Annotated in this window: 14 protein-coding genes; 5 read left to right on the forward strand and 9 right to left on the reverse strand. The window is 70.8% G+C overall.

Features of this window, described 5'->3' with window-relative positions; translation table 11 throughout:
* Window positions 1–88: 88 nt before the first annotated feature.
* Genes mshC through ABT304_RS25455 form a run of 4 tightly spaced genes read right to left on the reverse strand, consistent with a single transcriptional unit; the run spans window position 89 to window position 3,489 of the window.
* Window positions 89–1,321, reverse strand: coding sequence for a cysteine--1-D-myo-inosityl 2-amino-2-deoxy-alpha-D-glucopyranoside ligase (mshC, locus tag ABT304_RS25440; protein WP_350719478.1), 1,233 nt, complete (start codon window positions 1,319–1,321; stop codon window positions 89–91).
* Between the two features lie 32 nt (window positions 1,322–1,353).
* Entirely contained in the window at window positions 1,354–2,157 is an 804-nt protein-coding gene (locus tag ABT304_RS25445; protein WP_350719479.1) for an SCO1664 family protein, read from the reverse strand.
* On the reverse strand, window positions 2,144–2,749 hold the full coding sequence (locus ABT304_RS25450) for a DUF3090 domain-containing protein (protein ID WP_160023889.1): 606 nt from the start codon (window positions 2,747–2,749) through the stop codon (window positions 2,144–2,146). The genes ABT304_RS25445 and ABT304_RS25450 overlap by 14 nt, the downstream gene beginning before the upstream one ends.
* Window positions 2,750–2,751: 2 nt before the next feature.
* The gene (locus ABT304_RS25455) at window positions 2,752–3,489 is read right to left on the reverse strand and encodes a histidine phosphatase family protein (protein ID WP_350719481.1); all 738 of its coding nucleotides are present in this window, start codon (window positions 3,487–3,489) and stop codon (window positions 2,752–2,754) included.
* 69 nt (window positions 3,490–3,558) lie between these two features.
* Here ABT304_RS25455 and corA point away from each other — a divergent pair, with 69 nt between their 5' ends.
* Window positions 3,559–4,539, forward strand: coding sequence for a magnesium/cobalt transporter CorA (gene corA, locus ABT304_RS25460; RefSeq protein WP_350719483.1), 981 nt, complete (start codon window positions 3,559–3,561; stop codon window positions 4,537–4,539).
* Window positions 4,540–4,548: 9 nt separating this feature from the next.
* On the opposite strand, the gene ABT304_RS25465 is transcribed toward corA, so the two are convergent.
* From ABT304_RS25465 to ABT304_RS25480, 4 genes are all read right to left on the reverse strand, one after another.
* Window positions 4,549–4,770: a hypothetical protein gene (locus ABT304_RS25465; protein WP_350719485.1), complete on the reverse strand. Its 222-nt coding sequence runs from the start codon at window positions 4,768–4,770 to the stop codon at window positions 4,549–4,551.
* 76 nt (window positions 4,771–4,846) lie between these two features.
* Window positions 4,847–6,028, reverse strand: coding sequence for a hypothetical protein (locus ABT304_RS25470; protein WP_350719487.1), 1,182 nt, complete (start codon window positions 6,026–6,028; stop codon window positions 4,847–4,849).
* Window positions 6,029–6,033: 5 nt separating this feature from the next.
* A complete protein-coding gene (gene ilvA, locus ABT304_RS25475; protein WP_350719489.1) occupies window positions 6,034–7,290 on the reverse strand; it encodes a threonine ammonia-lyase IlvA in 1,257 nt (418 codons plus the stop codon).
* 19 nt (window positions 7,291–7,309) lie between these two features.
* Entirely contained in the window at window positions 7,310–8,134 is an 825-nt protein-coding gene (locus ABT304_RS25480; RefSeq protein WP_160023895.1) for an undecaprenyl-diphosphate phosphatase, read from the reverse strand.
* 123 nt (window positions 8,135–8,257) lie between these two features.
* Between ABT304_RS25480 and ABT304_RS25485 the strand changes: the two genes are divergently transcribed.
* Window positions 8,258–9,208 carry an aldo/keto reductase gene (locus ABT304_RS25485; protein WP_350719491.1) on the forward strand — a complete coding sequence of 317 codons (951 nt, stop codon included), beginning with the start codon at window positions 8,258–8,260 and terminating at the stop codon, window positions 9,206–9,208.
* Window positions 9,209–9,225: 17 nt separating this feature from the next.
* On the opposite strand, the gene ABT304_RS25490 is transcribed toward ABT304_RS25485, so the two are convergent.
* Window positions 9,226–10,356, reverse strand: coding sequence for an RsbRD N-terminal domain-containing protein (locus tag ABT304_RS25490; protein ID WP_350719493.1), 1,131 nt, complete (start codon window positions 10,354–10,356; stop codon window positions 9,226–9,228).
* 153 nt (window positions 10,357–10,509) lie between these two features.
* On the opposite strand from ABT304_RS25490, the gene ABT304_RS25495 reads away from it, so the two are divergent.
* Genes ABT304_RS25495 through ABT304_RS25505 form a run of 3 tightly spaced genes read left to right on the forward strand, consistent with a single transcriptional unit; the run spans window position 10,510 to window position 14,140 of the window.
* The gene (locus tag ABT304_RS25495; RefSeq protein ID WP_350719495.1) at window positions 10,510–11,904 is read left to right on the forward strand and encodes a flavin-containing monooxygenase; all 1,395 of its coding nucleotides are present in this window, start codon (window positions 10,510–10,512) and stop codon (window positions 11,902–11,904) included.
* Window positions 11,901–12,731 carry an SDR family NAD(P)-dependent oxidoreductase gene (locus ABT304_RS25500; RefSeq protein WP_350719497.1) on the forward strand — a complete coding sequence of 277 codons (831 nt, stop codon included), beginning with the start codon at window positions 11,901–11,903 and terminating at the stop codon, window positions 12,729–12,731. Before ABT304_RS25495 ends, ABT304_RS25500 begins: the two co-directional genes overlap by 4 nt.
* Window positions 12,728–14,140: an MFS transporter gene (locus ABT304_RS25505; RefSeq protein ID WP_350719498.1), complete on the forward strand. Its 1,413-nt coding sequence runs from the start codon at window positions 12,728–12,730 to the stop codon at window positions 14,138–14,140. Before ABT304_RS25500 ends, ABT304_RS25505 begins: the two co-directional genes overlap by 4 nt.
* Window positions 14,141–14,193 lie beyond the last annotated feature (53 nt).

Below are 14,193 nucleotides of genomic sequence, written 5' to 3' on the forward strand. Positions count from 1 at the left end.
TGCGCACCCCCGGCGGGCCGCCGTTCAAACACCCTCCCCCTCTCGGCCGACGTACGTGACGCCTCGACCGACCGGGGTGACGTCTCGGCTAGAGCTTGATGCCCAGCGCCGCGTCGACGACCTTCGCGATCGTCTCGCCGGCGAGAGCGTCGGAGGTCTCGGCGAGACCGCCCTCACCGAGGGTGGCGGCGACCCAGGCGTCGACGGCCTCGACCGCACGCGGGGCGTCGAGGTCGTCGGCCAGAGCGCCGAGGACCGTCTCGACGACCGGGGCCGCGGGAGCGCCACGACCGAGGGCTGCGGCCTTGCGCCACTCGGCGATCTTGTCGACGGCGTCGAAGAGCTTGGCGTCGGTCCACTCCCAGTCGTCGCGGTAGTGGTGGCCCAGCAGCACCAGCCGGATCGCCATCGGGTCGATCTCGGAGTTGCGCAGGGCGGAGACGAAGACCAGGTTGCCGCGCGACTTGGACATCTTGTGGCCGTCGTAGGCCACCATCCCGCCGTGGGTGTAGATCTCGGCGAAGTCCTTGCCGGCCGACCGCGCGTGAGAGCCGGACATCTCGTGGTGCGGGAAGACCAGGTCGGAGCCGCCGGCCTGGACGGTGAACCCGGCACCGAGGTGCTCCAGGGCGATCGCGGTGCACTCGATGTGCCAGCCGGGACGGCCGGGACCGTACGGCGAGGGCCAGGCCGGCTCGCCGGGACGCTCGGCACGCCACAGCAGCGGGTCGAGCGGGTCCTTCTTGCCGGCCCGCTCGGGGTCGCCGCCACGCTCACCGAAGAGCTCCAGCATCTCCGTACGCGACATCCGGGACTCGGCGCCGAACTCCTCGTCGACGGCCACCGAGGCGTAGACGTCCTCGTCGACCTTGTAGATCGCACCGGCCTCCTCGAGCTCACCGATCAGCGAGAGCACCAGCGGGATCGACTCGACCGCGCCGATGTAGTGCTGCGGCGGTACGACCCGCAGCGCCTCCATGTCCTGTCGGAACAGCTCGGTCTCGCGCTCGGCGAGCGCCTCCCACTCGATCCCGACCTTGTCGGCGCGCTCGAGCAGCGGGTCGTCGACGTCGGTGACGTTCTGGGTGTAGCCGACCTCGTAGCCGGCGTTGAGCCACGCCCGGTGGAGCAGGTCGAAGGCGACGTAGGTGTTGGCGTGGCCGATGTGGGTCGCGTCGTAGGGCGTGATGCCACAGACGTACAGCGAACGCCGCCCCTGACCCTCCGTCGGGACGACCGCGTCCCGCTGATGGTCATAGAGCTGCACCTCGGGCCCTTTGACGGACAGTTCTGGGACTTCGGGTGCAGACCATGCGCGCATGGGTGCAGCCTACTTGGCGGGGACCACCAGTCTCAGAAGGGCGGCCACGGGATGACATGGCGGTCGTACTCGGGCCGCGGGAAGACCCCCTCGGCGAGCAGGGTCTCGCAGCGCCGGCCGAGCGCGTCGACCTCCCGACCCGTCAAGTACGCAGCCAGCTCCCGCCCCAGCGCACCGTCGAGCCCCGAGTGGACCGCCCGGATGCCGGCGAGCTCCTCGTCGGCGAAGCCCTGCCCCCGCCATCCCCACAGGATGGTGCGCAGCTTCGGCTCCTCGTGGAAGGTCAGCCCGTGGTCGCAGCCGTATCGGCGCCCACCGGAGACCGGCAGGACGTGGCCGCCCTTGCGGTCGGCGTTGTTGGTGATCGCGTCGAAGACCGCCATCCGTCGCAGCCCGGGCGTGTCCTCGTGAGCCAGGGTGACGACCCGGTCCCGATCGTCGAAGCCGTCGAAGACCCGGAGGTAGCCGTCCGGCACCTCCCCCTCCGGCACGATGGTGACCGGCTCGACGCTCTCGTCGGCGTGGACCCAGCGCTGGATCATCCCCGGGCCGTGCGGCCCGTCGCCGAGCCAGGTCTCGGGGACCACCGACCATCCCAGCGTCTGCGAGACGAGGTACGCGGCGACCTCGCGGTGCGCGAGCTGCCCGTCGGGAAAGTCCCACAGCGGCCGCTCCCCCGCGATCGGCTTGTAGACCACCTCGGACTCGCCGAGCGTGGCCAGGAACGTCGCGTTGGAGGCCGTGGTCAGCCGCCCGACGAGCTCCAGCGTCCCCTCGTTCTCGGGGGCACTGCGAGCGATCTCCGGAGCCGGATCCACAGGCTCAGACCGGGTCACGCCGCTTGAACCCGTTCGCCCGGACACACAGGTGTCCCTCGGGGTCGATCGGGCTGCCGCAGAACGGGCAGTTGGGGCGTCCGGCGCCCAGCACCGCCTCGGCCCGCTTGACGAAGGCACGGGCGTTGCGCGGAGCGATCCGCACCAGGAGCACCTCGTCGGGCTCCGGCTCCTCCAGCTCGATCGCCGCCACCGCGTCCTCGTCGACCAGCTGGCCCGACTCATCGACCTCGGCGATGATCTCGGTCTCGCTGATCGGAAAGACCTCGAGGACGACCTTGTCCTCGTCGGGGTCCCAGGCCAGCGTCATCGTGCCGGCCCGGAACTCCTCCTCGATCGGCTGCTCCAGCGGGCCGTTGTCGTCGAGGTCGTAGGGAGCGATCGCCGGCACCACGGCGGGCGCCGACTTCATCACCTCGTCGAGGAGCTCGTCGAGCCGCTCGGCGAGCACCGTGACCTGCTGCTTCTCCAGGGCCACGGAGACGACTCGCGCTCCCTCACGCGCCTGGAGGAAGAACGTACGCGCCCCGGGCTCGCCGACGGTGCCGACGACGAATCGCTCGGGCGGGTCGAAGGCGTGCATCACAGGCATGGTCAAACCTTATCCAGACCAGCCTCAGGACCCGAGCCACCGCCCACGACCGCATCGTCGCTGCGACGGCGCGACGACTTGCGCCCCTTCTTCGCGGGCGGCTTCGGGGCCAGCCAGGACAGGTCGCCGGCATGCGTGTTCGTGGCCAGGACGGAGGGTCGCCCCTCGCCGTAGCGGACGACCGAGATCGAGGCCGGGTCGACGTGCAGCCGCTGGAAGAGGTCCAGGTGCATCCCGAGCGCATCGGCCAGGATCGACTTGATCAGGTCGCCGTGGCTCACGCACAGCCAGACCGCCGCGTCGCCGTGCGCGGCCGTGACGGCGGCGTCGTGGCGGCGTACGGCCTCGACCCCTCGGGCCTGCATGGCGGCCATCGACTCGCCGCCGGGGAAGGTGACCGCGGAGGGCTGGGTCTGGACCGTCTTCCACAGCTTGCGACGCGCCAGCGTGGTGATCTTCTCTCCCTGCCACTCGCCGTAGTCGCACTCGGAGACGCCGTCCTCGACGACGACGGTGGGCTGCTCGGCGCGACCCTCCAGGATCACCGACAGGGTCTGCTGGCAGCGCTCCATCGGGCTGGTCACCGCGAGCGCCAGGGGGACCGGCGCGATCCGCTCGGCCGCTCTGCCAGCCTGCTCCACGCCACGCTCGTCCAGCCTCACCCCAGGAAGCCGGCCGGCCAGGGTGCCGGATGCGTTCGCCGTCGTACGGCCGTGTCTCACCAGGATCATCGTCGCCACGACTGGCGACCCTATCCACACCGGTGAAGCCGTCCCACAATGCCGCGCAGCATGCCCTAACCTGACAACGTGATCGTCGACAGCGCTCTCTACCGCGGCGGTGCGCGCGACAGGATCGACTGCGCACCGCACGACTACGCCACGCTGCGCGGCGGCGTGAAGGACGAGGGCGACTTCGTCTGGCTCGGGCTCTACCAGCCCAGCCAGTACGAGCTCGAGGAGGTCGCGGAGGCCTTCGGGCTGCATCCGCTCGCCGTCGAGGACGCGCTGACCGCCCACCAGCGGCCCAAGCTGGAGCGCTACGAGGGCGGGATGTTCCTGGTTGTGAAGACGCTCTGGTACGTCGACTCCGAGGACGCCGTCGAGACGGGCGAGGTCGCCTTCTTCATCGGCCCCGACTACGTGATCACGGTCCGCCACGGTCGCGGAACCCGGCTCGCGCCGGCCCGTGAGCTGCTGGAGAACAGCGACGAGCAGCTCCTCAGCGAGGGTCCCTACTCCGCGGTCCACGCGGTGGTCGACTACATCGTGGACGGCTACGTGGACGTCGCCACCGAGCTCACCAAGGACGTCGACGAGGTCGAGACCTCGGTCTTCTCCGACCAGCGCACCCACGACTCGGCCCGGATCTACCGGCTCCGCCGGGAGATCGCCGAGGTACGCCGCGCGGTGATGCCGCTGCGCGAGCCGGTGCGCCGCTTCGCCAACGGCGAGGGCGGGATCGACCCCGACCTGCGCCCCTACTTCCGCGACGTCCTCGACCATCTCGCCTCGATCGTGGAGTCGATCGAGAATCTCGAGACGTTGCTGTCCTCCGCCTTCGAGGCCCACCTGGCGCAACTCTCGCTGCAGCAGAACGACGACATGCGCAAGATCTCGGCGGGCGCGGCGATGATCGTGGTGCCGACCCTCATCGCCGGGATCTACGGGATGAACTTCACCCACATGCCCGAGCTCGACTGGAGGTTCGGCTACCCGTTCGCGCTGCTGCTGATGGCTGGCGTGATCACCGGGATGTGGATCTTCTTCCGCAAATCCGGCTGGTTCTGACCCGCGTCGCTACCCTCTGCGCCACCAGCCGCGCTGCCGGTGCTCTGCCGCCTCGCGTGCACACTCCCGGAGCTCGTAGGCCACGGCTCGATACACGGTGGCCCACTGCTCCCCCGTGAGCCCGCCGACCTGAAGGTCGCTGCTCCGCGCGCTCAAGAAGACCTGTGCGTCTTCGACGTACTTCTCGGCTTTCGCTTCGAGCCACGCTACGTGGTGCGGGGTGGTACTCATTGCAGCCAGTCTTCCACGTTTGACCGTCCTGGCGCCGCGTGTCCGCCCTGCAATCCCGGTTTACGCCGTTTCGCGCCTAGTCGAGCTGCTTGACCGGACGGGCCTCGAGATGCTCCCGGTCGCACCACAGAGAGAGGTCGTCGGCGAACTCCGACTCGGCCTCGCCACCCTGCGAGTCGAGCTGCTCGCCCTGGTTCCACTCGGTGAGCATCGCCGCGTCGTCGTAGCCGGCCGGCATCCGCGGGCCCTGGTAGCGGACCGCGACGACCTCCTTCTCGCGCACCGAGATCATCCAGGCCCAGCCCGCGTCGTCGCCCTCGGCCGGCTGCCAGGCGAAGACCAGCGGGCCCCGTTCGCCCTTCGTGGTGACGCAGTGCTTACGCAACGCCGGCGCGGAGCAGGGCTCGCGGGTCATCCAGGCGGGCGGTGACGGCGCGGCGAGGACGTCGATGTCGGCATCCGGCATGCCCGTGAAGTCAGGTGAGGAGCGCTGCAGCAGCCGCCCTCCGATGGCGCCGGGGCCGAACCGCTCGCGCAGCGGGGACCGGATGACGCCCTGGTAGTAGCCGTAGCCACCCCGGCCGCCGACATAGGCCTGGGCGATGCCGTGGTCGGTGTTGGGCACCAGCTCGTACGCCTCGGGGTCGGGCTCGCCGCCCTCCCAGTCGTCGAGCTCCTCACCGAGGGCGAGGGTCGAGGAGGTCGCCTGGTAGCGGAGCCGTGGGTCCTCGACGACGGCGACCAACTTCTCGACGCTGATCGGCATGTCGAGCTCGCGGGGGTCGCCGGTGATCGTGGGCCCGGAGTAGCCGATCGAGGCGGTCTCGCCGCCGTCGCGCAGCAGCACGATCCCGACATTGCCGGGGTCCTCCTCGGGCTCCTCCTCGGTCCAGCGCAGCTGCATCTCGGCGTTCTTCACCTCGGTCGGCAGGTCGACGCAGTGCTGCCCTAGCTCGCGCCGGCATGCACCCTCCGCGGGCGGCTGAGCCGAGACGGCGACGCTGACCAGGTCGCCGTCGTACTCGCCGTCGGCGCCGTAGCGAAGGTCGACCGAGACCTGCTCGGACGGCGTGGACTCGTCGGTGTAGGAAGCGGCCCGGCTGGAGGTGTCGGTCGGCAGGTGCTCGAGCGCGACCGCTGCGACGGCGCGGTGAGTGATCCGGCCAGGATCGCCACCGGCGTCGACAGCCTCGCCGGAGCACGCCGAGACGATCACGGCGCCGACGACGGCGAGAGCCCCCAAGACCTTGGCTGACACGGGCATCAGTGCAGGAACGTGAACAGCGGTGAGTCGGGCTCGATCCGCTCGATGAGCAGGTCGCTGGCGCCCATCCGCTCGAGCAGCCCGTCGAGACCGTCGGCGGAGTCGAGGTCGATGCCGATCAGCGCGGGACCGTGCTCGCGGTTGGACTTCTTGACGTACTCGAAGACGACGATGTCCTCGCCGTCGGCCAGCACGTCGTCGAGGAAGCCGCGCAGGGCGCCGGGGGCCTGCGGGAAGGAGACCAGGAAGTAGTGGCGCAGGCCCTGGTGGATCAGCGCCCGCTCGAGCACGTCGGAGTAGCGGGAGACGTCGTTGTTGCCGCCGGAGAGGACGGCGCCGACACGCGAGGCGCCGCGCAGGTCGATCTGGCTCAGGGCCGCCACCGCGAGCGCGCCGGCGGGCTCGGCGATGATCCCCTCGGTCTGGTAGAGCTCGAGCATCTCCACGCAGATCGCGCCGACGGGCACGGAGACGAGCTCGTCGACGTACTCCTTGACGATCGGGTACGTCACCTTCCCCGCGGTCGCGACCGCGGCGCCGTCCACGAACGTGTCGAGCGTGTCCAGCCGAACGGGCCCACCGGCCTCGATCGCAGCCGCCATCGAGGCGGCGCCCGCGGGCTCGACCCCGATGATCCGGGTCTGCGGCCAGACCTCGCGCACCCAGGTCGCAACTCCCGAGGCGAGCCCACCACCACCGACCGGCAGCAGCAGCACGTCCAGCGGCTCGCCGATCTGGGAGGTCAGCTCGTAGCCGACCGTGCCCTGCCCGGCGATCGTGCGCGGGTCGTCGAAGGCGGAGACATAGGTGGCACCGAGCCCGCGGCCGAGCTCGTAGGCGAAGGCCGAGGCCTCGTCGTAGGTCGAGCCGTGCAGGGTGAGCGTCACATGCGGGCCGCCGAGGGCGGTGATCCGGTCGCGCTTCTGCTTGGGCGTGTTGGTCGGCACCACGATGTGGCCGGGCACGCCGAGGCGGGCGCAGGAGATCGCGACGCCCTGGGCGTGGTTCCCGGCGGAGGCACAGACGACACCTCGGGAGAGCTCCTCGGGCGTCAGCGAGCTCATCAGGTTGTAGGCGCCCCGGACCTTGTAGGAGCGCCCGAGCTGGAGGTCCTCCCGCTTGAGCAGGACGTCGGCGGCGTACCTCTCCGAGAGTCTGACCGAGCGTTCGACCGCCGTGCGCGTGGCGATCGTGCGCGCGGCGGCCTCCTCGATGGCAGCGGGTGTTACGGCAGGCTTCGAGCCGGACTCAGACACATCCGTGAGTTTGTCACGATCACCACTCGGTGAGCACACCCGCGCCGAGGAGTCCCAGAACCACGAGACCGAGGACGACCCGGTAGATCACGAACGGGGTGTAGGTGTTGTGGGAGAGGTACTTCAGCAGCCACGCGATCACGGCGTAGCCGAGGACGAACGAGACGATCGTGGCGACGATCGTCGGGCCCCAGCCGTAGAGGTTGGCGCCGTGGGTGATCTCGCCCATCTCGAACAGACCGGCACCGAAGACCGCAGGCAGCGCCAGCAGGAAGGCGTAGCGGGTCACGGTGGCTCGCTCGTAGCCGAGCGCGCGGCCCATCGAGATGGTCGCCCCCGAGCGCGAGACGCCGGGGATCAGCGCGCAGGCCTGGGCGCAGCCCATCAGGATCGCGTCGCGCCAGGACAGGTCGTCGAACTGCTTGCGGTTCGCGCCGATGCGGTCGGCGATGCCGAGGACGATGCCCATCACCACGAGCATCGTGCCGACGACGTACAGGCTGCGCAGGTCGTGCTCGATGATGTCCTTCATCACGAATCCGATCACCACGATCGGGATCGAGCCGACGATGATGAACCAGCCCATCCGGGCATCGGTGTGGCTGCGCAGCTCGGCGTTGAAGAGGCTCCGGAACCAGGTCACGATGATGTCGCGAATGTTGCGCCACATGTAGAAGACGACGGCCAGCTCGGTGCCGATCTGGATCACGGCGGTGAAGGCAGCGCCGGGGTCTCCCCAGCCGAGCAGCTCGGGGAAGATGCGCAGGTGCGCGCTGGATGAGATGGGCAGGAACTCGGTGAGTGCCTGAAGAATGCCCAGTGCGATCGCCTGCAGATAATCCACGGGCGGAAACTCTAAGGGGCATGTACGCAGCACCCGACCGCTGCCTCCCTCTCGGAGTGTCCGCCGTCACAGCACAGCGTGTCCGGCCCGGGCACGGCGGACGGCCCGGATAGATTGGGTCTCATGCAGAGCCGACTCCTCGGAGCCACTGGGCTGCGAGTCTCGTCTCTCGCCCTGGGCACCATGACCTGGGGCAGCGTGACCGACGAGCACGAGGCCCGTGAGCAGCTGGCCGGTTTCACCGAGGCCGGCGGCACGCTGGTCGACACCGCCGCGGGCTATGGCGACGGTGCCTCGGAGGCGCTGCTCGGCTCGCTCCTCGAGGAGCGTGTCGTGGGCCGGGACGACGTCGTGCTGGCGACCAAGGGCGGGATCACCTGGCGCGGCGGCAACCGGGGCGTGGACACCTCCCGCGGTGGCCTACTGACCGGCCTCGACGCCTCGCTGAAGCGGCTCGGCGTCGACCACGTCGACCTGTGGCAGGTGCACGTCTGGTCCCCCGAGGTGCCGCTCGAGGAGACGCTCACGGCGCTGGACATGGCGCTGAGCAGCGGCCGGGCCGCCTACGTCGGTGTCTCCAACTACAGCGGATGGCAGACCGCCCAGGCCGCGACGTGGCAGCGGGCCGTCCCGGGGCGAGCGACGCTGGCCTCGACGCAGGTGGAGTACTCGCTGCTGGCCCGCGACATCGAGTACGAGGTGCTGCCGGCCACCGAGGCGCTGGGAATGGGCCTGCTGGCCTGGTCCCCGCTGGCGGGTGGCGTGCTCACCGGCAAGTACCGCACCGGCATCCCGTCGCACTCCCGTGGCGCCGACCCGAACTTCTCCGCCCGGGTGGACGCCTACGACGACGAGCGCTCCCGCGGGATCGTCACCGCCGTCGCCAAGGCCGCCGAAGGCTTGGAGTGGACGCCGCTGCAGGTCTCGCTGGCCTGGGTACGCGATCGGCCCGGCGTCACCGCGCCCATCCTCGGGGCACGCACCGCGGCTCAGCTCAAGGAAGCGCTGCAGGTCGCCGACCTCACCCTCCCGCCCGAGATCGCGCTCGCTCTCGACGACGTCTCCGCGGTCTGACTCGTCGCCCAGAACAGCTAGGAGTCGCCCGCCCAGGCGCGGCACAGCCACCAAGCGGTGATCCCGCCGAAGGTGCTGTGCGGGTCGATCCCGGTGACGGCCGCGAACCGCTGGACGCGGTTGCGGACGGTGTTCTCGTGGACGTAGCGCGCGCGGGCCACCACCGAGGCATCGCGATCGGCTTCCAGCCAGGCGCGGACGGTGTGGGCCACCGCGTCGGCCGCGGCTCCGAGATCCTCGCGCGCCGACCGATGACGGGCCACGAGCGCAGCGGCGAGATCGGCACGCGAGAGCAGCGCGGCCACCGGAGCCACATCGCTGATGTGAGCCGGCCCGGACAGGCCGGTCGCCTCGGCCGCCGGGACGGCGGCCACGGCCAGCCGGTGCGCGACGCTGAGCTCCTCCGCCCCTACCGGGCCGGCGATCCCGACGACCAGGCCGGCCCCTCCGGAACGGAACGTCGGCAGGCTCGGCAGGACTGCGACCAAGGTGTCGCCGACCGTCGCGGCGAGGCCCGGCCCGCTGCCGTCGGTCAGCCGTCGCACCGCCGTGGTGGCTGCGGCGTCACCGGGCCGGGTGACCAGCACCCACAGCCCGGCCCCGGGGGTGAAGCCTCGCTCGGCGGCGGTCAGCGCGGCCACCGAACCACCCTCGAGGAGGCGCCGCATCGACTCCGCGTCGCGGTCCCAGGCGTCCTGGGGTCGAGGTGCCTCCCGGTGGGCGCGAATCAGTCGGGTACGCACGGCGTCGGCCCAGTCGTCGTACAGCTCCCGGGCGTCCAGCAGCCTGTCGGCGGGGATCCCGGCATCCTCGGCGAGCTCGCGGGTACGTGCCCAGATGGCGCGCTCCGAGATCCGCACCGAGCCGAGCACCACGTCGATCGGGATGCCCTGACGTGCCCGGTTGACGGCGAGCTGCTCGACGACGGTCAGCTCCGCCTCGGTCGGTGCGCGCCGGCCGGCCACGGCACGCCCGGCTGCCGTGAGGAGCACCCGGGTGTGACCGGTGATGTCCGAGACGGGCAGGGTGGCCGACTCCTCGACATGGCTTCGCACGGCGCTGAAGACCGCGGGGAGGAGATCGTCGTCGGCCAGCACCCGCTCGATGAGGTCGACGATCACCTCCCAGTCGCGCTGTTGGGTTCTCACGCCTCGATCTTCGCCCGAATTGTGGGTGGCCACAACATTGCTCCTCAGATCAGTGATCAGAGCCAGATGATTCGGCATTGACGCACCCTAAGGTTGTGGCGATCACCACATCGGACGTTTCGTCCGACAGGTTCGAACGAGGAGAACGTACGGATGAGGAAGACCGCCCGCGTCGCCGTCATCGGCGCCGGCGCCGCCGGCTTGGCGACGACCAAGGCGCTGCTCGACGTCGGGGCCGACGTCGTGACGTACGAGAAGGGCGACCGGCCGGGCGGTCTGTGGAACCAGCACAACAGCAGCGGTCTGTCGGCCGCCTACCGCTCGCTCCACCTCAACACCAGCAAGGGCCGGACCGAGTTCGCCGATCATCCGATGCCGTCGGACTGGGTGGACTACCCCTCCGCCGACCTGATGGCCGTCTACCTCGCCGACTACGCCGACACCTTCGGGGTGAGCGAGCGGATCCGGTACGGCTCGACGGTCACCCGTGTCGAACGCCAGGAGTCCGGTCCGCGACCCGGCACCTGGTCGGTGACCTGCGAGGACGGGGCGACCGAGCGGTACGACGCGGTGGTCGTCGCCAACGGCCACAACTGGGATCCACGTCGGCCCGAGCCCGGTTACCCCGGCACGTTCTCCGGCGTGCAGATGCATGCCCACGACTACCGCGACGCCGAGGTCTTCCGCGACCGTCGCGTACTGGTCGTCGGGATGGGCAACTCGGCGATGGACATCGCCGTCGACGCGTCCTACGTCGCCGCCTCGCCGGTGCTGCTCTCGGCCCGGCGCGGCGTCCACATCGTCCCGAAATACCTCTTCGGCCGCCCCGCCGACGCCACCGGAGGCGCCCTCGCAGGTCTCCCGTGGCGGGTGCGTCAGCGCCTCGCCGAAGCGATGTTGCGCATGGCCGTGGGCCGCCCCGAGGACTACGGTCTGCCGGCTCCGGCAGGTGGGCTGTTCCAGAACCACCCGACGATCAGCGACACGATCCTGCACCGACTCACCCATGGCGAGGTCGTCGCCCGCCCCGGCATCGAGCGGCTCGACGGCGGCCACGTGGTCTTCGCCGACGGACGCACCGACCAGGTCGACACGATCGTGTGGGCCACCGGCTACCGCGTGACGATCCCGTTCCTCTCCGAGCGCTGGCTCGGCCCGAGCGCCGAGAAGATGCAGCTGCACCACCGCGTCTTCCATCTCGACGACCCGAGCCTGGCGTTCGTCGGCCTCATGCAGTCCACCGGCGCCGCGCTGCCGGTCGTCGAAGCGCAGGCCAAGCTCGTCGCCGCGCATATCGGAGGTACGTACGCGCTGCCGGTGGATGCCGAGCGTCGCCGCATCGCGGACAGGGCACTGCGCGAGGCGCAGGCGCGCTGGGGCGAGAAGCGGCCGGCGATGCGCATCGACTTCGACGCCTACCTCGCCTCGGTGCCGGGCGAGCTGAGAGCCGGCCGGAGACGGCTCGATGCCGGCTCGGCGCCTTTCGAGCCGCGGCTGACCACACGCACCACCCCTGCCGCTCCTGTCACCGGCGAGGTTTCGTCATGAACCTGCGTGATGCCGCCGGTCTCCGCGTACTGATCACCGGTGCGTCCGGCACCTTCGGCAGGTCGATCGCCCAGGAGCTGACCTCGCGAGGGGCGCACGTCGTCGGGCTCGACGTGGCACCCCGCGACGACGACCCGATCCCCGTCATCGCCTGCGACCTGACCGACGACGACGCGGTTCCCACCGCCGTCGCCACCGCGCTGGGGCGGCTCGGCGGCCTGGATCTGCTGATCAACAACGCCGGGATCGGCGGTCCGGCGCCGGCCGAGCTGGCTCCGGGCGCGGAGGTCCGTCGTCAGCTCGACATCAACCTGCTCGGCACCTGGCGGGTCAGCGCCGCCTGCGTACCGGCCCTGGTCGCCTCGCGCGGCCGGGTGGTCATGGTGGCCTCACGGATGGCCGTGATGCAGCTGCCGCTCGCCGCGGCGTACGGCGCCTCCAAGCGCGCCATGGTCGCCTACGCCGACGCGCTCCGCCTCGAGCTCGGCACCCATGTCGGCGTCACCTGCGTCTATCCGTCGGCCGTACGCAGCCCCATCCACGACGCCACCGCCGCGGCCGGCCTCTCACTGGAGGGGATGAGCTCCTACGAGCCGCTCGAGGGCGTCGTAGCCACCGTGCTGCGCGCTGCCCTGTCCCGACGAGTCCGACGGGACCTGCCCACCACCCGGCGCGGCGCGGCCGAGTTCTTCCTCGCGCGCCATCTCCCCGCGCTCACCGATCGCATCGTGGCGCGCACCTTCTCCTCCCGGATCCGGTCAGGAGCGTTCGGCGCCGCCGATCTCGCTGCCGCGGCGGTCGAGCGCCACGCCGAGGTCGACGCGTGACCGTGACCGAGGAGGAGTCGCGGCACGCCGGGCGCGGTCCGCTGGTCCAGTACGCCACGGGTTCGCTCGGGATGGGCGCCTGGGTGACCGTCCCGGGACTGCTGCTGCTCTATTTCCTCACGAACACTCTCGGCGTCACGCCGCTGGTCGCGGGGCTGGCGCTGCTGGTGCCGAAGGTCATCGACGCGGTCATCCACCCACTGTTCGGGACCCTCTCGGACCGGGAGGCCCGCCGCCACGGCCACCGTCGCGGCATGATGCGCTTCGGCCTGCTCCTCGGGCTCGCCATGGTCGCGATGTTCACCGTCCCCGGAGGCATCCACGGCACACCGGCGGCGCTGTGGGTCGCGGGCTGGTACGTGGTCGGCAACGTCTGTTTCGCGGCGTTCCAGGTCCCCTACCTGACCACGCCCTCGGACCTCCGGGTCGGCTACCACGAGCGGACTCGCGTCTTCATGGTCCGGATGGTGCTGCTCACCGTGGGTCTGCTCGCCGCCGGCGTCGCGGCCCCGATCCTGGTCTCCGACGAGCAGCGCGGCAGCTACACCCGAATGGCGCTGGTCTTCGCGGTCGTGATGGTGGCCACGGGACTGGTTGCGATCCACGGGGTACGCCGCCTCAACGCCACCTGCGGATTCCGCGATCCCGCGGCGCACTCCCAGTCCGTCGCCGCCGACCTGCGGCTGGCCTGGGGTGACCGCGGCTTCCGGCTGCTGGTGCTCTCCTACCTGTTCACCGGCGCCACGACTCATCTGGTGCTGGCCGCGGTTCCGTTCTATGCCGAGCACGTGCTCGGCAGGTCGGGTCTGACCGCCGTGCTGATGGGGGCCTTCCTCGGCCCCGCGATGGTCACCTCGCCGCTGTGGCTGAGGCTCTCCCGACGCATCGGCAAGCAGCGGGGCCTGCTGCTGGCCCAGGCCCTGTTCGTCCTCGGCACCCTGACGCTGGTCGCCGGCGACCGGGTGTCCACCGTGTTGACCGTCGCGGTCGTCACCGTGCTCGGTACGTCCTTCGCCGGCCTACAGCTGCTGGCGTTCTCCATGGTTCCCGACGCCGTGGCCGCCGCGGAGCGGCGCGGGCAGTCGCGAGCCGGCGCGTACACGGGTGTGTGGACCGCGACCGAGGCGGTCGGCACCGCCGTCGGGCCGTACGTCTACTCCGCGGCCCTCGCCATCGGCGGCTTCGCGGCCGCCGTGGACGGGGAGCGCGTGCCGCAGACCGCGGGCGCGGTGGACGCCGTGCTCGTCGGGTTCACCGTCGTACCGGCGATCCTCATGGCCATCGCCTGGCTCATCCAGCGGCGATGCGCCCTCGACCACATTCCCCCGGTGGTCGAGGGCGCAGAATCCCTCGGCGAGCAAACGCCCGCGGAGGAACATCCCGTCCGGCACACTGGTTCTCCTGAGTAGTCCATCAGAAGGAGTGCTGCCTTGGCTCGAGCCGAACGCCGTCCGCCCCGCCC

The organism is Nocardioides sp. NPDC000445, assembly GCF_040300245.1.
Classification (GTDB): Bacteria; Actinomycetota; Actinomycetes; order Propionibacteriales; family Nocardioidaceae; genus Nocardioides.

Excerpts from the sequence above, each read along its gene's own strand:
- ABT304_RS25485 (WP_350719491.1), top strand. The coding sequence starts at position 8,258 with ATGCAGAGCCGACTCCTCGGAGCCACTGGGCTGCGAGTCTCGTCTCTC.
- ABT304_RS25465 (WP_350719485.1), bottom strand. The coding sequence starts at position 4,770 with ATGAGTACCACCCCGCACCACGTAGCGTGGCTCGAAGCGAAAGCCGAG.
- mshC (WP_350719478.1), bottom strand. The coding sequence starts at position 1,321 with ATGCGCGCATGGTCTGCACCCGAAGTCCCAGAACTGTCCGTCAAAGGG.
- ABT304_RS25450 (WP_160023889.1), bottom strand. The coding sequence starts at position 2,749 with ATGCCTGTGATGCACGCCTTCGACCCGCCCGAGCGATTCGTCGTCGGC.
- ABT304_RS25495 (WP_350719495.1), top strand. The coding sequence starts at position 10,510 with ATGAGGAAGACCGCCCGCGTCGCCGTCATCGGCGCCGGCGCCGCCGGC.
- ABT304_RS25500 (WP_350719497.1), top strand. The coding sequence starts at position 11,901 with ATGAACCTGCGTGATGCCGCCGGTCTCCGCGTACTGATCACCGGTGCG.